This is a genomic window from Lacticaseibacillus thailandensis DSM 22698 = JCM 13996 (genome assembly GCF_001312865.1).
GTDB classification, from domain to species: Bacteria; Bacillota; Bacilli; order Lactobacillales; family Lactobacillaceae; genus Lacticaseibacillus; species Lacticaseibacillus thailandensis.
In genome coordinates this window covers 171999-194718 of the sequence record NZ_BBER01000002.1, presented here as the reverse complement: position 1 = coordinate 194718, position 22720 = coordinate 171999, and the positions used below count along the sequence as shown (strand labels likewise).

The 22720-nt window shown below is 54.1% G+C and carries 10 protein-coding genes and 7 pseudogenes; 4 read left to right on the top strand and 13 right to left on the bottom strand.

The window, feature by feature from the left end; all coding sequences use genetic code 11:
• Positions 1-102: 102 nt before the first annotated feature.
• From JCM13996_RS04455 to JCM13996_RS11625, 5 genes and pseudogenes are all read right to left on the bottom strand, one after another.
• On the bottom strand, positions 103-1083 hold the full coding sequence (locus JCM13996_RS04455) for an alpha/beta hydrolase (RefSeq protein WP_054749944.1): 981 nt from the start codon (positions 1081-1083) through the stop codon (positions 103-105).
• 645 nt (positions 1084-1728) lie between these two features.
• Positions 1729-1924 (bottom strand): annotated as a pseudogene (locus JCM13996_RS04445) (maltose acetyltransferase domain-containing protein); the annotation flags it as partial.
• Positions 1925-2273: 349 nt separating this feature from the next.
• Positions 2274-3023, bottom strand: a pseudogene (locus JCM13996_RS04440) (SDR family oxidoreductase).
• 13 nt (positions 3024-3036) lie between these two features.
• Positions 3037-3216 carry a hypothetical protein gene (locus tag JCM13996_RS11630; protein ID WP_054749938.1) on the bottom strand — a complete coding sequence of 60 codons (180 nt, stop codon included), beginning with the start codon at positions 3214-3216 and terminating at the stop codon, positions 3037-3039.
• 19 nt (positions 3217-3235) lie between these two features.
• On the bottom strand, positions 3236-3430 hold the full coding sequence (locus tag JCM13996_RS11625; RefSeq protein ID WP_225353465.1) for a DUF2255 family protein: 195 nt from the start codon (positions 3428-3430) through the stop codon (positions 3236-3238).
• 149 nt (positions 3431-3579) lie between these two features.
• On the opposite strand from JCM13996_RS11625, the gene JCM13996_RS04430 reads away from it, so the two are divergent.
• The gene (locus tag JCM13996_RS04430; protein WP_054749936.1) at positions 3580-4233 is read left to right on the top strand and encodes a TetR/AcrR family transcriptional regulator; all 654 of its coding nucleotides are present in this window, start codon (positions 3580-3582) and stop codon (positions 4231-4233) included.
• A gap of 276 nt (positions 4234-4509) precedes the next feature.
• Positions 4510-5369: pseudogene (locus JCM13996_RS04425) on the top strand (site-specific integrase); the annotation flags it as partial.
• A 47-nt stretch (positions 5370-5416) separates the two neighbouring features.
• On the opposite strand, the pseudogene guaA reads toward JCM13996_RS04425, so the two are convergent.
• The 3 pseudogenes from guaA to helD form a co-directional block, all read right to left on the bottom strand.
• Positions 5417-6975 (bottom strand): annotated as a pseudogene (guaA, locus tag JCM13996_RS04420) (glutamine-hydrolyzing GMP synthase).
• Between the two features lie 73 nt (positions 6976-7048).
• A pseudogene (gene coaA, locus JCM13996_RS04415) lies at positions 7049-7917 on the bottom strand (type I pantothenate kinase).
• 221 nt (positions 7918-8138) lie between these two features.
• A pseudogene (gene helD, locus JCM13996_RS04410) lies at positions 8139-10437 on the bottom strand (RNA polymerase recycling motor HelD).
• 292 nt (positions 10438-10729) lie between these two features.
• On the opposite strand from helD, the gene JCM13996_RS04405 reads away from it, so the two are divergent.
• Both JCM13996_RS04405 and JCM13996_RS04400 read left to right on the top strand, forming a co-directional pair.
• Positions 10730-11635: a proline-specific peptidase family protein gene (locus JCM13996_RS04405; RefSeq protein ID WP_054749934.1), complete on the top strand. Its 906-nt coding sequence runs from the start codon at positions 10730-10732 to the stop codon at positions 11633-11635.
• 215 nt (positions 11636-11850) lie between these two features.
• Positions 11851-13263 (top strand): MFS transporter, encoded by a 1413-nt coding sequence (locus JCM13996_RS04400; protein ID WP_225353463.1) that lies wholly within the window; start codon positions 11851-11853, stop codon positions 13261-13263.
• 65 nt (positions 13264-13328) lie between these two features.
• Here JCM13996_RS04400 and JCM13996_RS11285 read toward each other — a convergent pair whose 3' ends face one another.
• The 5 genes and pseudogenes from JCM13996_RS11285 to JCM13996_RS04375 all read right to left on the bottom strand — a co-directional run bounded on the left by JCM13996_RS11285 (position 13329) and on the right by JCM13996_RS04375 (position 22708).
• Positions 13329-14888 carry an LPXTG cell wall anchor domain-containing protein gene (locus tag JCM13996_RS11285; RefSeq protein ID WP_054749932.1) on the bottom strand — a complete coding sequence of 520 codons (1560 nt, stop codon included), beginning with the start codon at positions 14886-14888 and terminating at the stop codon, positions 13329-13331.
• A complete protein-coding gene (locus tag JCM13996_RS13155; protein ID WP_054749930.1) occupies positions 14813-17272 on the bottom strand; it encodes a hypothetical protein in 2460 nt (819 codons plus the stop codon). Before JCM13996_RS13155 ends, JCM13996_RS11285 begins: the two co-directional genes overlap by 76 nt.
• A complete protein-coding gene (locus JCM13996_RS04385; protein ID WP_054749928.1) occupies positions 17230-20271 on the bottom strand; it encodes a KxYKxGKxW signal peptide domain-containing protein in 3042 nt (1013 codons plus the stop codon). The genes JCM13996_RS13155 and JCM13996_RS04385 overlap by 43 nt, the downstream gene beginning before the upstream one ends.
• A 282-nt stretch (positions 20272-20553) precedes the next feature.
• Positions 20554-21372 (bottom strand): Cof-type HAD-IIB family hydrolase, encoded by an 819-nt coding sequence (locus JCM13996_RS04380; RefSeq protein ID WP_054749926.1) that lies wholly within the window; start codon positions 21370-21372, stop codon positions 20554-20556.
• Between the two features lie 86 nt (positions 21373-21458).
• Positions 21459-22708, bottom strand: a pseudogene (locus tag JCM13996_RS04375) (MFS transporter).
• Positions 22709-22720 lie beyond the last annotated feature (12 nt).

Genomic DNA, 22720 nt, shown 5'->3' with positions numbered 1-22720 from the left:
CCATCCTCCTTGACGAAATTCCACCAAGCTTCAAAAAAATCTTGCACAAATTCCAAATGCGGATTACACCGGGTAGCAGTTGCCGCACCTACTTTGCACTAATCAACGCCCTGGTTGTTCCGCAAAATAGTGCCTCGTTGCGTAGTCAAAACTGGCCATCATTAAGCGATGCGCATACTGCGCCTGGGGCGAATTCGGGGCGATGATGTCAAATCCGTGATAGCACCCTTTCAGCACGTGGCATTCAGTCGGCACACCAGCGGCATACAGTTTTTGCATGTAGGTCACCGTCGCGTCGCGGAAGGACTCAATGCTACCAACGAAGGTAAACGCTGGTGGCAGGCCCCGAAAATCTTGTTCCCGTGCCGGTGCGGCGTCAGCAGGCACCTGGTCCGTGCCAAACAAATCACCCAGATAAAGTTTCCAGCCGTTGTCGTTCGATTTATAATTCCAAACCGGCGCATCGTTGTCCTGCATAGAGGCCGTGGTCATGCGGTCATCAAGCATCGGGTACAGTGGCATCTGGTAAGCAATGGCGACCTGTCCGCGGTCCTGGGCACGAATGGCCACGGCGGCGGTGAGCCCACCGCCGGCACTATCACCGCCGACCATCAGCTGGTTGGACCTGATGTTCAGTTCGGTTGCGTGTTGCTGCGTCCAGACCAGCGCGAGGTAGCAATCTTCCAAAGCCGCCGGGTACGGTGCCTGCGTGGAGAGGCAATAATCGGGTGCCACCACCGTACAACCGCGTTCAACCACAAATTTGCGAATAAAGCCCGTTTCCGTTTCCGGCGCCCCCAGCGCAAACCCACCACCATGGATCCACAGCATCCCCGGTTGCGCGGTCGGTTGCAGCAGCGGCCGGTAAACGCACAGACGCAAATCTCCAGAAACACTGCTACCAGCGGGCCGCAGAATATCAACCTGCGTTACCCGCATGTCGTGACTAAAGAGGCCTTTCAGCGGTTTGATCAACAAGTTACTCAACTTAAATGCCCTGGGGGTAAAATACGGCACCAAATGCCGGAAAACCTCTCCAGAATGCCTGAGTTCCGGTGCAATCATCGTGGTTGTGACTTTCATATTAATCTCCGCCTCGATGTTAACTATAACTATACCGGTTATTATGGCTAGTCCACCGGGCTGATGTCAACGGTTACAAAAGCTAGGTAATCACTGCGCAAAATTGGCGCAAAGAAGTCCGCTAAAATTGAAATGCCCCACAATCGCTAGGCAAATAAGCCAGCAATTGTGGGGCACTTTACCACTTCCAGCCAAAAGCAATTGTTTCTGACCCCGGACGGCCAAATTTTGGTCCAGTCTGTGCACGAAACCTTTGTTAACCTGGAAAAACGCGTCAGTGCACCAGTTACCCGAGAAGAAAAGCAAACGTTGCTGACATTGCTCGATAAAATTCAATCCAGGGCTAATTTTAACCCGTAATAACCTCGCTTTCGATTCTGCTCGACTGGTTGAGAACTGGTCCGGTGCACAATGGCTAATTTACCCCCACAACAAAAATGGCTTGAACCCAAGTGAGTATCGGGAACAAGCATGGTTGTTTAATTCAAAATCTAGATTGCTTAACTTCTCTATTGCACTTCATCTGTCAGTGATACATATGCTTACCACCACAAACAGAACAGTTAGTCGGTCGCCACAAGGTCGGCGCCGCTCCTCAAGGCGATGACGTCCTTGCTACTCTTCGCTCAACTGCCGAATTGGCTTGGCCGGCACCGACAGATTCGGACCGTAACTGCCCAGAATCTCCTGCATCTTCTTGGTTTGTTTTTTTCGGTTCCGTGGCGGGAATGGCGTTGAACTCCTGACAGAGCTTCGCCGCGTGGGCTTTGCGTGCGGCGACCTCTGCGTCGGTAAAGCAAAACCACTCCCCGGCCCTCAATTTATCTAATTCTGATGGCATCTAATCATTCCTTTCGCCGTTAAACCTAGCATACGAACCTATGTTTAAGTCAAGAACGCTGACGACAAAAAGCTTAGGAGGGTGCCCGGGTATCAACGCCTAGTATTGACGCAATTAGCAACCAGCTTTTGAGAATCAGATTATCCCGGTGAGGAGAATGAGACATGCGATTCAATCCCTTCTTACGCGACCGCTTGCGTCAACTTTTCAATTAGTTTAAGGCAAAAATCTAAATCAAATTTGTTCGGGGATTTACGATGATGCCCCCATAATCAGCAGGTAAATTATTGTATTTTATCTGACAACCACAAAATGATTATTGCATAGCGCGGTTTTTGTCACCGATTCATCATCCTTCCTGCTTAGTTGGGCGAATCAAGACTTCATTTACGGTTGCGCCAGCAGGTTGATTGATTGCAAATGCGACAGCATTGGCAACAGTTTCTGGATTTAAGCCCAGCCCATCGATCTTCGCTTTCTGCTTGAGGTAGGCTTGCGTCTCGGCATCATCAACCGTCGTATAAAGTTCAGTATCCACCAAGCCTGGTGAGATGATGGTCGAACGAATGCTTGATCTTTTTCCTCTTGACGTAAGCCTTCCATGATTGCACGCACTGCAAATTTAGTGCCGGCATATACCGCAGAAGTTTGCTCAACCACATGGCCGGCTACAGAATCAGTTGCCAGAATCTGTCCACCGCCTTGCTTTTCCATGATCGGTAATACCGCGGCAATTCCATTCAATACCCCCATAATATTGGTATCAAGCATTGCCCGCCATTCGTCTAAGCGCAATTGTGATAAAGGATTGAGCGGCATGATCCCGGCGTTATTATATAAAACATCAACACGACCATACTTTGTCATGGCCAGTTTAACTACTGATTGTACATCTTCGAACACCCGGACATCGGCAACCTGATAGTTGACCTCATAGGCTGATAATGACGCTGCTATTTTTTTTCAATCGATCTTCTCGACGCGCGGAAATGATCACTTTGGCACCATCTTCAGCTAATCGACGAGCTGTTGCTTCCCCAATACCGCTTGAGGCCCCCATGATGATCACAACTTTGTTATTAATATATTGGTTAGACATCTTCGACACTCCTTTACGCAATAACTTGTGGCAACACTTCAACCGTCGCTTTCACTGGACCATCAGGCTGAGTTAATAACATGTGCGGCATATATGGACTCGAAGCATACTTTTTTTCGATAGGCGCTGTTAACAGCATCGTCAACACCATCATTGCCAGCTGCTCGAAACCCGCATAAATAATCCTTGCCATCGATCCTGATTTTGCCTGCTTATTGCGTCACCGCTGATCGATACCAACTAGAATGTGTACCATTGTACGGGCGGATATAGAAATGTCCATCAACCACGACACCAGAAATCCTGGTCGGGGTCCCGAAAGTCTTGCCATCACTATAAAATGGGGATACGAAAATATCTTTTGATGTCGAAAAATCATTTAACTCAGAATCACTCCATAACTTCAAAGCAGTCGCTCCTTCCAAAATTCAATTCATTTACCAAAAATAAGTGTACTCCACATTAAATACCATGTAAACCAAAAATGCCTTTTTGGTCTATCCTGTTCACTTATTGTGTTTGCTAAGGTAAAATTGAATGTAGAGGAGTGATTCCAATGACAAACGTTAGTCGTGATATGGGACGCTATAAAACAGATGCGTCAAAACAAGAATTAACTGATACGTTGATGGCTTATTTTCGAGTAGATGGGTTTCAAAAGAGTCGGATCACTGATATTACGAAGATGATGCATATCTCAAAGGCGACGTTTTATAAGCATTTTGATTCAAAAGAATCTGTGTTGACATTGATGGTTGATCAAATTAGTAAATACATTGGTTCTGAAATCGAAATTCCAGTGAACGCTTCTTATCCAGATCGATTCCAACGAATATTTCTCAAAAGTTTGACCATCGCCACCTACGAGTTCGAACCGTTCATGGCTGATTTGAGCGTAACTTATCCTGCATTGGCCGAAATAATCGATAATGCAAACAAGATGCGTCGGCGTAAAATTGTAGAAGTTTTTGAAGCAGCTTCAAACGCCGGTGAGTTCACCCAACAAAACGCGGAATTGTTTGAACTAGAGATTGAATTTACGATTTGCAGGCTGATTGACTCTCATTTCTTGATGCAAAATAATCTGAGCGCAAAAAGCATTGAAGACTATTACCTCATGAAAAAGCAACAACTTGTTGTGAATCCTAGCCATTATCCTGACGATTGGATTCTGACAAACATTCGCAATGTGATCAATAGTGTGCTGTAGTGGTCTCGTTTCAGTAGGTCGCACTTAGCTGTTACCATGAAAAATTCTGACGATTACTCCACCCCCTTTCACCACAGCCACCATCACGTTATAAAAAGGGATTTAATCGCGTCACGAATAAAGGCTATACTCCTTCTTGGGTAGACAAGCAAATAATTAAAGCTTGCCTTCCTAGGAAGGAGTTTTTGTATGGGCCGGAAAGGTTCAAGATACACGCTTGAGGAGAAGCTCTTCTATATTGGCCTAGTTCAAGCAGAAGGCTGGAGCGCAAGGGCAGTTCAACGAACGTATGGGGTCAAAAATAGTCAAGTAAGTAAAAGTTATACTCGCTTGGTTCAGTGCTACCTATCACGCATTTTCCAACGTGCAATCGCACTTGGTTTCATGGACGAAAACCCAGCCAAGACCATTGGCAATGTTCGCAAAGAGAAAACCGAAGTTGGGTTTTGGACGAAAGAAGAATTCGAGGCCGTCATCAAGACGTTTTACATTGAAGACTACTACCAACACTTCTGCTTCATGATTCTCTGGCTTCAATTCATGACCGGCATGCGTATCGGCGAAGCAACTGCGCTTCAATGGGAAGGCATAGATTTTGAAGAAGGCACAATCCGCGTTAACAAGACGCTATGGTTGCGCAGCTACGAGATCTACACCTTCTCGGCACCAAAGACCCCTGCCGGCAACCGCATTATCCCGCCAGACGCAAAGACGCTTGAGATCCTCTCCAAATGGAAAGAAGCTCAAGCGTCTGAATGTAAGACGGATTCTGTTGTTTCGTACAACGGGATGCCAGTTCGTCGAGACTTAGTGGGTCGCATTATCGACCGGCATGCAGCACTCGCCAAAGTACACCGCATCCGGGTTCACGCATTGCGCCACTCACACGCCTCGCTATTGATCAGCTTGGGTGAAAACCCGCTGGTGATCAAAGAGCGGTTGGGCCACGAAGACGTTCAAACCACGCTAGGCACATACGGACATTTATATCCGAATATGAATTTAGCAGCGGCAAAACGACTGAATGTCTAGTTGCAATAGATTTTGCAACTGACGACGTGGCCAACGTGCAACCCAACGGAAGCGTTCATGGCACCCTCCCAAAAGTTGCAAAAAAAGTTGCAATCCGACAGTGACAAGGTGTCGCAACGTTGACATATCAACGTTTGTATCCTCTAATCTGCTATTCCCACTCAATCGTTGCCGGCGGCTTGCTCGTAATGTCATACACGACGCGATTGACGTGCCCGACTTCGTTGACGATGCGAGCCGAGATCTTCTGCAGTACGTCCCAGTCGATACGGGCAAAGTCGGCGGTCATACCGTCCACGCTGGTGATGGCCCGGATGGCGATGGTGTAGTCGTACGTCCGGCCATCCCCCATGACGCCAACACTACGGAAGCCTGGCAGGACGGTGAAGTACTGCCAAATGCTTTCCTGCAGGCCGGCCTTCGCGATTTCGTCGCGCAGGACCCAGTCGGATTCGCGCACGATGTCCAGTTTGTCCTCGGTAACTTCACCCAGGACACGAATACCCAGGCCAGGGCCAGGGAATGGCTGACGCCAAACCAGGTCGTGCGGGATCCCCAGCTTTTCGCCGAGTTCACGCGCTTCGTCTTTGAACAACTTATTCAGTGGCTCGATCAACTTGAACTTCAGGTCATCCGGCAAGCCGCCGACGTTGTGGTGACTCTTGATGGTCTGCGCCGTATCCGTGCCGCTCTCCACCACGTCGGTGTACAGCGTGCCCTGCGCCAGGTAGTCGATGCCATGCAACTTGCGCGCCTCATCGTTGAAGACCTCAATGAAGTCCCGCCCGATGATCTTCCGCTTCTGCTCGGGGTCGGTAACGCCCTTGAGGTCACCCAGGAAGCGGTCGGCTGCGTCGACTTTGATGATCTTCACACCCAGCTTACCGCTGAGGCTGGCCATGACCTGGTCGGCCTCGTTTTTGCGCAGCAGGCCGTGGTCAACAAAGATGCACGTCAACTGGTCGCCAATCGCCTTGTGCAACAACGCCGCCACGACGCTACTGTCGACCCCACCGGAGAGGCCCAGCAGCACCTGCTGGTCGCCCACTTCGGCGCGGATGGCATGCACCTGGTCCTCGATGAAGTCCGACATGTTCCAGTTAGCTGTAGCCCCACAAACGTCGAAGGCAAAGTGGCGCAGGATCTGCTCACCATACTGAGTGTTACGCACCTCGCGTGGAACTGAATGCCGTAGAACTTGCGGTCGTCATCCGCCATGGCCGAAATTGGGCAGTTCTTACTGGTGACGGTGGTGACAAAGCCATCCGGGACTTCGCGCACCAAGTCACCATGGCTCATCCAGACAGTCTGGTGGGCTGGCAAATTGCGGAACAACACGGGGTCCGTGTCGGTCAGGACATCAATGTCGACGTGCCCGTACTCACGCTCGGTCGCCGGTTCAACGCGGCCGCCCAGTTCCTTAGCCATCAGCTGCATGCCGTAGCACACCCCGAGAATCGGGATGCCCAATTCAAACAGCTCAGGGTCCACGCCCAGGGCACCCTCATCGTAAACCGAGTTGGGGCCGCCAGAGAAGATAATCCCCTTTGGTGCCAAGGCCCGCACCTCCGCCGCACTAATTGTGTGCGGTTTAAGTTCGGAATAAATGCCGAAGTCACGAATCCGGCGGGTAATCAGCTGGTTGTACTGGCTACCGTAGTCGAGCACGATAATCTTGTCGTAGTCCTTATTTTGCGCAGTTGCCACCATGTCACACTCCTTTGCTATTAACGTCTTAATCGTTGTAACAATTCTACCGGTATTTACAAAGCCGGTCAATCACCTAGAATCGGCGGACCGAGACCTGATCAATCGTGTGGTCTGCGCGCTTGTGCAAGACGACGTCCGCCCGCGCCCGGGTCGGCAGGATGTACTCCTCCAGGTTCGGCAAGTTGACCTCGTTCCACGCCCAGTGGCACAGGTCCGCCGCCCGCTGTGGATCGCCGTGCGCGTAACTATAGTAGTAATCATCCGGGTCGTCCTTGGCCAAACTGAGTAACTTGTAGAAACGCTCCTCGTACCAACGCGCAATATCATCCGCAGCGGCGTCAACGTAGAGGGACAAATCAAAGAGGTCGGAGTAAAAGATGGCTCATCACCGCCCGTCTGCAGGACGTTAATGCCCTCCACGATGACGATGTCCTGCTGGTCCACGGTCGTGAACTGACCGGGCACCACGTCGTACTCCTCGTGCGAATACACCGGTGCTTGCGCCGCGCGCCCCAACTTGATGTCGATCAAAAACTGGAGTAAAGCGTGCATGTCGTAACTTTCGGGGAACCCTTTACGCGCCATGATGCCGCGCCGCTCCAACTCGGCATTGGGGTACAGGAAGCCATCGGTGGTCAGCATCTGTGTCTTGAGGTCCGGCATCACCCGGTTCATTAGCAGTTGGAGCAAGCGCGCTGAGGTGCTTTTGCCGACCGCGACCGAGCCGCTGATGCCGATGATAAACGGTGCCACGCGGTCGTCGGTGCCCAAAAAGTTAGCTTTGGCCTGCTCAGTATGCAAATAATTGTCCCGCCGCATACGTAGGTACCGGACCAGCGGCATGTAGACGTCGCGAACATCATCAATGCTCAGCTTATCGTTGAGGGACCGGACCCGTTCGATTTCAGCCGGCGTAATGTCGGTGCCGTTGGCGGGACCCATTGCGGACCACGTTGCCCGGTCAAACGTCCGGTACTGTCCTGCAGCTTTTTCCACTATTCTTGCCTCCAAATTATCGTCCCGTGTCTTAATGGCAGTATTCTACCACAATTATTGCTTGCGGCCGATGACACTACCAACAAGTAGCCAGTGGCCTGCATTGCTTGGCCAATCAGCGCGACAATTGCCAAAAGCGGCCACCTCACTGGTAGTCGCTCGCAATATTACTGTTCGGTTGTGTACAGCTTAGGGTCCACCGCCGTGATCAACGGAGATACCGCACCCGTGGCAATCACCGTCAAGCGGTGCATCGCCCGAGAGCAGATGGTGTACAAAAGTTCCCGGTCCGTATCCGCGCCAAAGTTTGCTGGCGTCACGTTCCACGCCACCACGGCGTCAAACTCGAGCCCTTGGCCAAGAACGACGGTACCACGAGTACGCCCGGCACCAGCCGCTGGTTCTCTGAGCGAATCAACGTCGACCGCTGACCCGCATCGTGGAGCTGCTGCTGCAGCGCCGCAGCGTCACCCAACGACCGCGTGATGATGGCCGTCGTGTCGTGATCCTGCGCGTTGGTAGCCAACTGCTTGGTCAAAGTATTAAAGGCGTCCGCCGACGTCGCGCGGACCAAGACCTGTGGCAAGTCGCCCTGCCGGTTGAACGCCACGATCTTCTGGCCACTCTTGAGCAGGGCCTTCGTGAACTCGGTGACCTGGGCCGTCGAGCGGTATGACTGCGTTAACTGCACCACGCGCGTCTTGTCCGGATCGAACAACTTGGTGACCGAACCCATCAGGTTCCGGGCGTTGCTACCGGTAAAGATGGCCTGGTTTAGGTCACCCAGCAAGGTAAACTTGGCCCGCGGGAAGTTCTTCTGCAGGTACGCCAGTTGGTACGGCGTGTAGTCCTGAATTTCGTCGATGAAGACAAAGCGCATCTTGCGGTCACCATGCCGACCAATCATCAAGTCGTACAGGTGCAAGTATGGCGTCGCGTCGGCCATGGTCAGCTTGCGTTGGCGGAATTGTTCAACAAATTCGTCGACACTTTGGTTCCACTCACTCGGCGTAATACCAAACTTGGTCACATCCAGCAGGTCCGGCACGGCGCGCAAGAACGCGACGTACTGGGCCCGAACGTTCAGGAACCGGTTGCGCACGATGGCTGCATCGATTTCGGCAAAGGCCTCCGTAACGATGTGGCGCGCGTAGAACTGGAACTCACTGTTGCTATCCTGAAATTCACCAGGATGACTTTGTGCCTGCAGGTCCCGAATTTCTTCCTCGGACAAGTTTTCAACGGCCTCGCGCACCCACTTGGCCCGGGTTTCGGAGCCTACCCGGCGGTTCAGCATCGAGGTCAACCGTTCCTTAGTGGCCTGTACCCGGTTATTCATGTTGTAATTCTGGTTATAACTATAGAAGATTTCCGCAATTTTCTTGCGGCTAAAGAAGACGCCACCGTGAAACCGAATGTCCTTGAACCGCACCCCGGCGCTACGCAAATGCTCAGCGTACGCTTCAGTGGCGTGGAAGAAAGCATCACTTTCCTTCAGCGCCGCAACTTTGGCCTGCAAAGGCGTCTGGTCGGCTTCAAACTGCTGGAACAGGTTCTGCACGTGCATCCCCGGCGTCCGGCGCGTCACGTACTGGTAGTAGGTAAACTGTACCATGTTCTGCTCACCCATTTCGGGCAGCACGTTGCCGATGTAGTCAGAGAACAGTTGGTTGGGCGAGAACATGATCACCTGGCTGGAGGTCAGGTTGCCCCGATACCGATACAACAGGTACGCCACCCGCTGCAGTACCGCGCTGGTCTTACCGGAACCGGCTGCCCCCTGAACAAACAGCAGGTCAGCCGTGGTGTCGCGAATAATCTGGTTCTGCTCACGCTGAATCGTGGTGACGATGCTCTTCATCTGGGTGTCAGACTTCTCCCCCAGCACTTCCAGCAGCATCTGGTCACCAATCGTTTCGGCGGTGTCGAACATGGTCTCGATCTTCGTCCCGTCTTTGATCACAAACTGGCGCTTCAAACTCAACTCCACCCGTTGCGGGCCGTCCGGGGTCTGGTAGGTGACCTGCCCCAGCTTGCCGTCATAATAGATGGAACTGATTGGTGCTCGCCAGTCGTAGATCAGGAAGTGACCGTTGCGTCGGTAAAGCTACCCAGCCCAATATAAATGGTTTCGGGTTGTTCACCAGCTTCTTGAAAGTCAATCCGTGCAAAGTAAGGATTCCTCAACAAGCGCTTGACCGTACCCAACTGAACGGTCGACTGCCGGTGAGCGTTGGCCCGTTCATCAAGCAGTTGCTGCTGTTGCTGCACGGACGCGGCCGTTTCGATGATTTCGTCATCGTTGGTCAGGTTAATGGAAAAGTCGCTGAAGAAGTTGTCACTGATATTCTTTTCTTCGGATTGTGTCTTGGCAATTTCCTGCGTCAGCCGCTTGTCAGCGGCGTGCAGCTCCCACACCGTATCATCTAGGTGCTGTTGTTCGTACTGCTTTTCTGAGTCCTCCAAGGCCCAACCCCCTTAACCGTATTAAAAAATTATCGTTGTAATATGTTACCACTATTAGAAATGTTCTTCAAGCGCTTCCGCCCGTTCTCATCGCCGTTAGCGCGCGATAATTGCTGGTGTTTTGGTTGTTTCTGTTGCTCCGATAATTGTAGTTATATTGTAATTTACTTAGTAGTGAGCATCCTAGGCCTGTTGACGATGACTACAGCTTGCGTGACCGACGCCATAAACCCGCCACTCCCGATTGTGATAGAATGAAACTATCTTATTTAGGAAGCTAGGTGACCCACACATGAAGCAAGGCACAACTATCATCACGCTTGATAACGGGTACCACCTGTGGACCAACACGCAAGGCGAGGGTGACATCCACCTGCTTTGCCTACACGGTGGCCCCGGTGGCACGCATGAATACTGGGAAAACTTCGGCGAAGAACTCGCTGACCTCGGTGTACAAGTACATATGTACGATCAGCTCGGTTCGTTCTACTCGGACCAGCCGGACTACTCCGACCCAGAAATTGCCGCTAAGTACCTGACCTACGACTACTACCTGGACGAAGTCGAAGAAGTACGCCAGAAACTAGGCCTGGACCACTTTTACCTGATCGGCCAGTCTTGGGGTGGGGCCCTCACCCAGCTGTACGCCCTAAAGTACGGCGAACACCTCAAGGGTGCCATTATCAGTTCCATGACCGATAACATCGAAGAATACGTGGAACACATCAACCTGGTCCGCGAAGAAGCCCTGCCACCTTCAGCCGTGAAGTACATGAAGGAACAGGAAGCTGCTGGCAACTGGGACGATCCCCAGTATCAGCACTACGTTGACATCCTCAACGCCGGCTACGTGGACCGCAAGCAGCCGCCAGCTATCAGCCACCTGATCAGCACGATGGCTACCGACGTCTACAACGTCTTCCAGGGCGACAACGAGTTCGTTGTCACCGGTAAGCTGAAGGACTTTGACCTGCGTGACCAGATTCACAACATCACCGTGCCCACCCTGTTGACCTTTGGGGAACACGAAACGATGCCAATGAAGTCCGCCCAGCGGATGGCTGAAGTCATCCCCCACGCCCGGCTCGTCACCACGCCTAATGGTGGACACCACCACATGATTGACAATGCCCCGGTCTACTTCAAGCACCTGAAGCAGTTCATCCGCGACGTTGAATCAGGCAATTTTAACGACTAACTATGATAGAAACCGGCCTGGTGGGGCGTAAAACCCCAGCACGCCGGCTTTTTTTTGTGAGCAGCATTCCCAGCAGGTGTGGTCGCCGTGTCCCACAGTGCGAGAAACTGCAGCCCGATGCATATTGGCAGTCAGAGGGAGAGCGATAACAGCACACCACTAACTGCTTCAGGCGCCACCGCCTATAAATAGTAAACATAAAGGAGTTCCATATTATGCAACACGTTGAACCAACTACCGTTCCCACTAGTACCAAACTCGCCATTGCGGCGGTCGGAATGCTGTCGTTCGTCGGCATTCTGGTTGAAACCTCAATGAACGTTACCTTCCCTACCTTGATCAAAACGATGGGGGTTTCCCTCGACACCGTCCAATGGCTCACCACCGCCTACTTGTTGGTGGTCACCATCGTCATGAGCACCACCGCGTACATCCTTAAACGTTTCAACCCGCGGCCACTCTTCCTTTGCGCCGTCGGCATCTGCCTGGTTGGTGGCCTGATGTGCCTGTTCGCACCCACATTTGCCATGCTACTAACGGGACGGCTATTGCAGGCCGTCGCTACCGGGATTTCCACCCCGCTGATGTTCCAAATCATCCTGACCCGCGTCCCGCGCACCCAACTGGGCGTCTACACCGGTTTTGCCAGCGTCATCGTGTCGCTAGCGCCAGCGCTCGGCCCGACGTACGGTGGTGTTCTTACCAGCCTCTGGTCTTGGCGTGCGATCTTCATTGGCATCGTACCGCTGCTCGCCATCATTGCCATTCTGGGTGGGACCACGATCAAGGGCAAAGCCGCGGGGGTCGGGTCGTTACGGTTCGACTACCTCGGTATGATCATCCTGGCCGCCCTGTTCGCCGGCATCGTCTTTGCATTTAACGGTGCCGGTACCAATGGCTGGGCTAACGGTCACTTTTGGTTTTGGGTGGCCGGTAGTATCGTCGTGGCCGGCGTGTTCTGGTTCTACGCGCGGCATGGTGCCCGCAAGCTGCTCGACTACCGCATCCTGCGTCGGCCGGTACTACGACTACGACTGTTCACCTACTTTGGTCTGCAGTTCATTAACATCGGCCTCTCCCTCGTCCTGCCACTATTGGCCCAAACCGTGCTGGGGGCTTCAGCGATGAGCGCGGGCCTCATGTTACTGCCGGGCGCGTTGGTCGGCGCCGTCTGCGCCCCAATCGCTGGACGTGTGTACGACCGCGTGGGCGCCACGATTCCGTTGACGTTCAGTAGCGTCATGGCGTGCCTCGCACTCGTATTACTGTGGGTGCTGACCGACAGCTTAACGGTCGTCGGCATTGCCATCCTCTACGTGATACTGCGAATCGGCTTTAACTCCGGCTTTGGGGTTGCTATTTCCGACGGTAGTATGCAGGTCAGCGGCCGGCAAAAGGCCGACCAAAACTCCCTCTTCAGCATGATGCAACAGTACGCCGGCTCCCTGGGGACCAGCGTGATGTCCGCCATCATCGCCGCGTTTACGTTAACCATGACGGCCACCAGGGCTACGGTTTTAGGGGCCAAAGTCGACTTTGCCTCCTACTCGTGCTCGGATTCGGGCTGTTCTTGGCGACGCTGTATGCACACTTCGCCTACCCCGTCCAGGCAGATCATAAATAAATAGACACAAAGTGGCCCTAGGATAACCAAAGTTACTGGTCGATCCTAGGGCCATTTGTATACCCTCAATTACCGTGCATCATGACGCCGGCGCTTCCAGCCGAACAAACCGAGAGCCATCGTCAACAGACCTAACCCGGCGACGGTCCAAGCATTTTGCTGCTCGCCCGTCTGTGGGAGTGTCCGGGCACCAGTGCCCGGAAGCCGGTGCGCAGCCGCATGGCCGGTCGTCGGCAAGGTCCGCATCGCCCCCGTGACGGTTGTCGTCCGGGCGGCGTTAGTCGGCGCTCCACTTGTCGGTGCAGTCCGTTGCGGCGTAGTCATCATTGGGTTGCCACCGGTGGCTGGCAGCCGGTGGGTCGGTGTTGGCGTTGTGCCACCGTTGTGCGTCGTATCGGTGGTCACTAATACGTTGATGGCTGCCGCGTTGCTTTCCGGTAGCGTGATCAGCCCGGCATCCCCATAAACGAAGTGGTAGCCAGCGGGCGCACTGACCGTGAAGCGGTCGCCCGGATCACCAACACGGTTGAGCGTGCCGACCACTTTGCCCGTCGTAGTGACAAAGTTGACCATGTACTTGGCCGCGTAGACCGGTTCGCCAACCCGCGCAATCGACTTGGTGATCGGATCATCCGTGTCGACCTGCGCGTATGGCTGGTACGTAACGGTAACGTTCTCCGGACTGGCTGGCAGTTTGGTCAGTGGCGTGAGCGTCATGCCCGCCACCGTCGCAATATCCGGCCGCCAACTGGTTTGGGCGCCATCGGCCGTGGTTACGGGCACGTACGGCGAGGTGACACTAGCAAAGCTGCCTTGCGGGGTGGCAACCACGTGACCCGTAACTAAGTCGGTAGTCGTCTTCCAGGTGACCGTCTGCGTCACTGGCGCCGGGGCTGTGAAGGCATCCCCATCAACTTGGTACGTAATCGTCCGCGTAGTTTCGGTCTGACCGTCAACGACTTGGTGCGTCAGGTGAATGACCACCGGCGCGTTGTCCGTTTCGGCAAAGACGTACGTGCCACTGGCGGCTTGATTGTCGGCCAAACGGTAGTTGGCTGGTACCGTCGCCGCCCAATCAAACGTCTGTCCCGGCTCACCCACATGCACTGTGGCTGAACCAACTTGGTCACCCGTAACGTCATCCACATACTGGACCGTCGTTTGCACCGCATGTAACGGCACGCCAACCTGCGTCTTGGTCTGGGTGGTTGGGTCGCCCGTGTCAACCTGCGCGTACGGCTGGTAAGTAACGGTGACGTTCTCGGGACTGGTTGGCAGCCCGGTCAGTGGCGTGAGCGTCATGCCCGCCACCGTCGCAATATCCGGCCGCCAGCTAGTTTGAGCGCCATCCGCCGTCGTTGCGGGAACGTACGGCGAGGTCACGGTGCCAAAGGAGCCCTGCGGCGTGGCAACTACGTGACCCGTAACCAGGTCGGTAGTCGTCTTCCAGGTGACCGTCTGTGCCACTGGTGCTGGTGCGGTAAACGCATCACCTTCAACCTGATAATCAATTGTCCGTGAGGTTACGGCAGTGCCATCACTAACTTCATGCGTCAGGTGGATGACGACGGGTGCGTTGCCCGTTTCAGCAAAGGTGTACGTCCCACTAGCCGCCTGACCATCTGCCAAACGGTAGTTGGCTGGTACCGTCGCCGTCCAGTCGAAGGTCCGTCCCGGCTCACCAACCTGGGTTGTAGTGGCACCAATTTGTTTGCCGGTGACGTCGTCCAGGTAACTGACCGTGGTTGCACTGCGTGCAGCGGTTCGCCGACTTGCGTCTTGGCCTCAGGAGTCGTGCCGGTGGTGTCAATCTGTGCGTACGGCCGGTACGTCACGGTAACATTATCCGGATCGGTTGGTGTGCCCGTAACTGGCGTCAGCTTAATACCCTCAACTGTAACCACATCTGGCTGCCAGCTAGTCTGCACACCATCACTGGTAGTTGCTGGCGCATATGGTGAGGTGACGCTCGCAAAGTTGCCTGCAGGCGTAGCGACCACGTCACCCGTGACGAGGTCAGTGGCCGTCTTCCAGGTCACGGTCTGCGTCACTGGGGCTGGTGCCGTAAACGCGTCACCTTCGACTTTGTACGTAATCGTCCGGGTGGTCTCGGTCTGACCGTCAACAACTTGGTGCGTCAGGTGAATGACAACGGGCACATTATCTGTTTCGGCAAATGTGTAGGTGCCACTAGCCGCTTGACCGTCTGCAAGGCGATAGCTGGCTGGCACCGTTGCCGTCCAATCAAACGTCCGTCCGGGTTCACCGACGTGAGTCGTGGCGGTCCCAACCTGCTCACCCGTGACGTCGTCCAGGTAACTGACCGTGGTTGCCACTGCGTGCAGTGGTTCGCCGACCTGCGTCTTAGTTTGGGGAGTTGTTTCAACCGTATCAATCTGTGCGTACGGCCGGTACGTCACGGTCACACTTGCCGGATCGGTTGGTGTGCCCATGACTGGCGTTAGCTCAATACCAGCAACCGTGGCCACATCCGGCTGCCAACTGGTCTGCACGCCATCATTAGTGGTTGCCGGCGCGTACGGTGAGGTGACGCTCGTAAAGTTGCCTGCAGGCGTAGCAACCACATCACCCGTGACCAAATCTGTTGCCGTCTTCCAGGTGACCGTCTGCGTCACCGGGGCTGGTGCGGTAAACGCGTCACCCTCAACTTTGTACGTAATCGTCCGCGTGGTTTCAGTCTGACCGTCAACAACTTGGTGTGTCAGGTGAATGACAACGGGCGCATTGTCCGTTTCGGCAAAAGTGTAAGTCCCACTAGCCGCCTGACCGTCTGCCAGGCGATAGTTGGTTGGCACCACTGCCATCCAATCAAACGTGCGTCCTGGTTCACCCACATGAGTCGTAGTGGTTCCGACCTGCTCACCCGTCACATCATCCACGTACTGCATCGTAGTGGCCACTGCGTGCAGTGGTTCGCCGACCTGCGACTTGGTTTGCACCGCTGGCGCCGTGTCCACTTCCGCGTACGGCTGGTACGTGACAATCACGTCATCGGCATCCTCGGGCATGCCAGTTTGTTCGGCCAGGGTGACACCAGGAACGGTCGCCACATCCGGACGCCAAGCTGTTTGGACACCATCAACGGTAGTTGCCGGAACGTACGGCGAATCAACGCTCGCAAAGTTGCCCTGCGGCACCGCCGTGATAACCCCCGTGACCAGATCCTTGGTCGTGGTCCACTCCATCGTCTGCGTCACTGCAGTGGGAGCAGCAAAGGCATCGCCCGCCACTTTGTACGTAATTGTCCGTGTCGTCGTGGCGGTGCCGGTCTCCTTAGCCGGAATAATGTGAATCTGGACCGTGGTGGTAGCTACCGGCGTCATGGTGTAGTCGAGTTCATTGCCATTGATATTCACACCGGTATCTTGCTTGGTTGCCAGCGTGTAACCCGTTGGTACATCAAGGTCATAGGTCACTTGCTGGCCGGCTGGTGCCCGGACAGTCGTCCCCGGTGTCACCGTGCCGGTCGCGTCATCAACGTATTCGAAGGTCACCGTGTACTGACTTTGCAGTTCGTACTGGATGATGTCACCGTTCATATTGTGATTGACCACGGCCCCAGATACCGCTTGGCCAGGGGTTTGCCCGTCAGCCGCTAACACGGTGTACCCATCGACCATTTCGTAACCGTCAGGAATCAGGTTCTGGTCCAGCGTAGACATATCAGCCTGCGTCGTTGGCAAAACCGGCACCGTATCGGTGTCGTTGACCAACGTCTTCGACAGGTCGGGTAAGTTGATGTACTGATCTTGCCCATCACTGTCAACGTAGTGGTACCGCGCCTGAATGTCCGAGTAACTTTGCACCGTTAGTTGTGCGGTCGTGCCCTTGCCCTGCACCGAGTACGCACCGCCATCAACGGCAAACGCCGTTTCTAGGTAGCCGGTGTCGCCTAAGTGATTCACCGCGTCGGCCACCTGGCCCGCCAGGTCAATGCGCCCGGTGGACGTCAAACTGGCAATGTCGTTAATGGAAATGGCGACGGAACGCACGTCAGCCAGGCAATACCTGCCGCTGCGAGCTGGTCGGCCGTCATGTAACCACTGAGGTCAACCGTCGTCTGGTTGTTAACTACCTGCGCGCGCTGTGTGGAGTACAAGACGGTGGCGTCAATCGGTCCACCGGTCCCCTCCGTAACCGTATAGTTGGCGGGAACGGTAATAGGGCCGGACAGTTCAAAGGTGAACTGTGAGCCTTGGTCATCACCCACTTCAGGCAGGTTAACAATCACTTGACCATCATGCTGGCCATTATCCTTGACCGTATTGACCAGCGAAACGTAAAAGTGTGAGTCGGCCGTAGCGTACGCATTGGTCGTCCCGACATTGGACGCATCACTGTCCTGAGTACCTTGCGCGAGGGTATAGTCGGTGAAGGTGCCCACCGAACTAATGTGCCAAATCCAGCCACCCAGGTCCTTAATGTACGCAACCGCATCGGCATTACCATCCGTGAATGACGTGTCCTCTACCGGAGTATTATTCGTCAGTACCGTTGTTGGCGAATAAATGTACAATGCCAACGGATAGTCTCCTGGTAAGGCATCAATTTTATTGTTCAGCTTAATCTCGTAACCAGTCAGTGCGGTGTTGATCGACACACCGGTGTGCGAGTAGTCAATTTTAACCACCGTGCGCCCATCATCCGCAGTAAATTCGGACACTTGGGCGTCAGGTTCATTCCAATTGAGCCCGTCAAAAGTAGCAGCCGCAGGTAGGACGTAGTAGAGAATCGGTTCAAAGATGTTGTCCGTCGTATGCTGGTAACCGCCAGAACCAATCGTCCCCATCACGCCAGCGTCTGTTACTCCTGGTGTTTGGTTAGGTTGGTACAAATAGCTATGGACCGTATCATACGGAATCGTGACCGTCTCCCCGATGCTAGCCTGACTCAATGGGGTAACACTCCCCGCCAACGCCAGGGCAGCATCAAAGGTCAGGACATCCCCTTCAGCAATCGTGGTACCGTCATCAAGGGTGTCATTGAGACGCCCAAAAATTGTAAACGTATCGTGCTTATCCAGCTCACCATTAGTATCCCAAGCCGCCCCAGCAGCCAGATTATTGATGGTAATGTCAGCCTGCCGAATAGCGCTACCCGACTGGCTGGTAATCGTATCACCACTAGCCGCAGTACCGGTTTCCGTGGTGCCATCAGCAAGGGTTAATGTGTAGCTGTACGATATCGTCCCCGGCAAATAGTTAATCGGTGTGACCTCACCCTTGGGTAGCAAGATGGACGTGTCCACGATGCCACTTGGAATGGTGATTTGAAATTGCGGGTGATCTAGGGCAACCACACTGTTGTTACTAAATTTGATTTGCGCCAGGAAGGTCGGATCATCCGTTGTATCTTGGTCGAGGACCAGCTGGTCCCCCGCGGTCGTGCTGTTACCGTCGACGGTGATCTGCGCAGCCGGCGTGATGGCAGTGTTGGTGCCCGCAATCGAGACTGCCCACGGGTTTTGGCCCACAGCCGTGAAGAGTGTTCCCGCATCATCGATCTGCTGCGTCAGGGTTGCTACGCCACTAGCGGTGTACTTGGTCGTATCGGCTGCGGGGGCTACCGTAAACTTACCAGCGAGGCGATACCCACCAGCATTTTGAAAGCCCTGATTACCGGACCCACGCGGGACCGTAATAACGATATCGGTACCCGCACCGCCCGGCTGGGTAATGGTGGTTTCATCTTCAAAGTCGTTCAACGCACTGGTGGTATCTGGATCCAGCACAAAGCCAGCGGGTACCGGGATAGTTAACGTCGAACCATAATTGTCCGCTGAGTTGACCCGTTCCGACTGATATTGGTTATCGAACACCCCGTTGGATTCATCCACGCGGTAGGTATAAACGTATTCTGTACCGCTCACCACTGGCGTATCGCTGTTTCCCTCCGGATAGGTCATGTACATATCATTCATAACGGCCGCGGGGGTGACAATTTGGGTAATGGTCTGTGGCGCCTGCTCGACACCATTAACGGTGTAGCGAATCGTTTTCGTGGTTGTCCCAATATCCGCCATTGGTGTGGCTTGAGCGCCATAATTACTATTTAAACCAATTGTGATTTGTTGTACCAACACCCCCGAGTAACTAGCGGTCATAGTGTCCGTGATGGTGCGGGTGCCGTCCGCGTTAATGGTGTTGTCCGTCACCGTCCCGTAGGTAGTACCCCCAGCAATCAGCGCCGCAGTACGTTGGTACTTAAAGACGGCCCCGTCACCCGGAATGGTGATTGTGTACACATCCCCCGCTGTCGGGTTAGTAATATTAACGCTTAAATCCAATTCACTTAAGCCTGACCCGTATCCCACAGTGTCCGCCGACTTCGTCACGGTGACCTTCGTGGTGTCACTTGGGAGTCCAGCCACGGCACGGATAGCTTGTGTCTGACCGGTAGCCTGATATTGGGCGGTCGCACTGGACTTAGCCGCGGCTAACGAAGCTGGTGACGGATCAACAAGCGTCGTCGCCGCACTCGAAGCGGCGGCGGAACTTGCCACCTGGGCCGCACTACTAGCTACAGTACTAGTGGCCACACTCGCACTGACCGCAGCACTGATCGTAGTCGCGCTGCTTGCGACACTAGCCCCACCGCTACCGTTACTCGAGGTGGCAACACTAGCACTACTGGACCCTACCGCTGGGGATGACTGACTAGTGCCCGCACTCGTCGTGTTATTACTGCTAGCCACGCTGCTAGTTGCCGCGGTGCTGCTAGATGCAGTACTATCAGCAGCACTCGTACTACTACTCTGCGTCGCAGCAACCTGAACCGTCCCGTGGGTAGCATTCGTAGCAGCCCTGCTGGTAGCCACCGCACTGGTATGACTATTGACATCCGCCCGCACGGTGGTGTGACCCAACGACGTGGCGCCCGCCCCTAAAGCAAACGTCGTGATTAGGGCGAAGGCCCACATTTTGCCTTGTTTATACATCTTATAATGTTCGCGCTCATTTACTGCATAGCGCGCCACATCACGTTTATTCATTGCAAAGTCCCCCTTTAAATTGGCCCGATTACTCCAGCTAACCTATAGTGAACCTTTGCTTACACGCTCCCATGGCCCTGCGTCTTACGACCCCCAATCCCCAAATACTGACGGTACCAACGTACGACCCTCTTGCCCAAATTTTAACATATTTCCGCATGCAAAAAGTATTCTATCCGTGCAACTTCGTATAGAATATTTTATTTCGTAATGTTATTAAACTCTCCAGGGTGAATAAAAGGCAGTGACGCCGTTAACACGTCACTGCCAAAATGTTATTTTCTAGTCTAAGATGAGCTTGTGAATCATTTCCGCAACACCAGATTCGTAGTCGGCCTGCGTCACTAACTTTGCGGCGGCCTTAATTTCGGGCCGGCCATTGGCAACCGCCACCGGCATCCCCACTTGCTGTAACAATGCCAGGTCGTTGAGATTATCACCGATGCCAATGATTTCGTCACGTTTGATGCCGAGCGCCGCGCCCAACTGCAGTGCCGCAACACCTTTGTCCACTCCCAGCGGGTTGAACTCGGTATAAATGCCGCTCGAGAACGTCAGGTTAAGCCGCTGGTCGAGCGCCGACATCACCTGGTCGGCAATCGCCTTCTGCACGGCGGGGTCCGGATTCATCGCGATGACCTTCATGATCTGTAAGTTCTGGAAGCGGCTAAAGTCGTCATCTGGCATCACGGTGTACGCCGCCCCCCGCGTCTGCATGTACTGAATGTCGTCGGCCCGCGGCTTGTACAGGAACACCTCGTTCAACGTGTACACGTGGGTATCGGTCTCCGGGAAGGTCTTGGTAATCGCAAAGATGCGCCGGGCCACATCGTACGCCATAGGGTTGACCGCGACCACGCGGTTGTGGTCGTTGCTGACGGTCGCCCCACCATTGTAAGCAATCACGTACTGGTCATCGCGCCCCGCCAGGCCCAGCGTGTGCAGCAAATCCTGTACGGACGTAAAGCTGCGCCCCGTGTTGGGAACAAACTTCACGCCGCGGTCCCGCGCTGCCTTGATGGCCGCCACGTTAGCCGCCGAAATCGTCCCGTCTTCACGCAACAACGTTTCGTCCAGATCACTCACAATTAACTTGTACATATCCCTGCCCCACTTTCATCATGCCTCCCCAGAATAGCATAGAAAGCGGTTGCGGTGAAGACGTGCTGGGGGACCATCTTTGCACCCTAATCGTCGACCGCTTGCTCGCCGCCATGCCACCATTGGGCCACCAAGTGCCGCTGATTGAACAGGACCGGAATCAATAATACTAACGCCAGAATCCCACAGGCTGGGAACCCCCAGATGCCGCCGGCGATGTCCATGACCCCACCGGAATACAGGCTACCCACCGGCGTAGTCCCCTGATTGAGCAGGACGTACACGCTCATCACGCGGCCACGCAGTTCGTTAGGAATCTTGAACTGAAATCCGGCGTTGGACTGGTTAAGGAAAATCATGTTGCAAAAACCGATGGCCACCATCAGGATCATTGCCAACCCGTACGACCGGATGACGATCATCGCTGCTTGCAGCGCTGCGGTGCCGACCCCGACGGACAGGTAAATATTGCGCTGTAGGCCAAAGCGGGACAAATAACTCATCAGGATCGCCGCAATGAGTGACCCGACCCCAGTCGCCGACAGTAGGTTAGCGTACGTTTGCGCCCCGGAATGGAGGACCTCCTTGGCAAAGATAGGGATAATGACGTTATTGTTGTAGTTCAACGTGCAAACAATGATCATCATTTCCGCACTCAGACGAATCTCCGCGTGACTCCACACGTAGCGCAACCCGTCTTTGACGTCCGCCCAGATGTGCTTCTTGGACGGCGTGGCTAGTGGGTGCGTCTGCTTGATCAGGAAGAGGCCCAACAGCACGGCCAGGTAGCTAATGGCGTCAACCAGGAAGCAGAAGCCCAGGCTGAACTTAACCATCAAGAGTCCGACTAACGACGGTCCCGCGATTTTAGCGAGGTTAAAAATCGTCGAGTTCAAGGAGATCCCGTTGAGTAGGTCTTTGTGCCCCACCAGCTCCACAACAAACGACTGCCGCGTTGTGGTATCAAAACTTTGCAACACCCCGTAACCGAGGCAATGGCCACGACTTCCCAATACTGCACAATATTGGTGTACACCAGCACCGTCATAACGACCCCTAGGAGCAAGAAGCCACTCTGCGTAATAATGAGGATCAATCGCTTAGAGTACCGGTCGATCAACGTTCCCGCCACAAGCGTCAGTAGTAAAATTGGCAAAAATTGCGCCGCCGCCAGTAACCCGACCAAAAAGGCCGAGTTGGTCATTTTGTAAACCAACCACGTTTGGGCAGTCCGTTGCACCCAGGTACCCATCACTGACACACACTGCCCAATCCAGAAGTACCGGAAGTTCTTGGAGTGAATGAGTGATGAAAATGTATTATCAAAAAAGTGCATGTTAACCGCCAC

What these genes read in the sequence shown, in the direction of transcription:
- JCM13996_RS11630 (WP_054749938.1), bottom strand. Translation starts at nt 3,216, where the DNA reads ATGGCAAGGATTATTTATGCGGGTTTCGAGCAGCTGGCAATGATGGTG.
- JCM13996_RS04430 (WP_054749936.1), top strand. Translation starts at nt 3,580, where the DNA reads ATGACAAACGTTAGTCGTGATATGGGACGCTATAAAACAGATGCGTCA.
- JCM13996_RS04455 (WP_054749944.1), bottom strand. Translation starts at nt 1,083, where the DNA reads ATGAAAGTCACAACCACGATGATTGCACCGGAACTCAGGCATTCTGGA.
- JCM13996_RS04405 (WP_054749934.1), top strand. Translation starts at nt 10,730, where the DNA reads ATGAAGCAAGGCACAACTATCATCACGCTTGATAACGGGTACCACCTG.
- JCM13996_RS04385 (WP_054749928.1), bottom strand. Translation starts at nt 20,271, where the DNA reads ATGAATAAACGTGATGTGGCGCGCTATGCAGTAAATGAGCGCGAACAT.
- JCM13996_RS04400 (WP_225353463.1), top strand. Translation starts at nt 11,851, where the DNA reads ATGCAACACGTTGAACCAACTACCGTTCCCACTAGTACCAAACTCGCC.
- JCM13996_RS04380 (WP_054749926.1), bottom strand. Translation starts at nt 21,372, where the DNA reads ATGTACAAGTTAATTGTGAGTGATCTGGACGAAACGTTGTTGCGTGAA.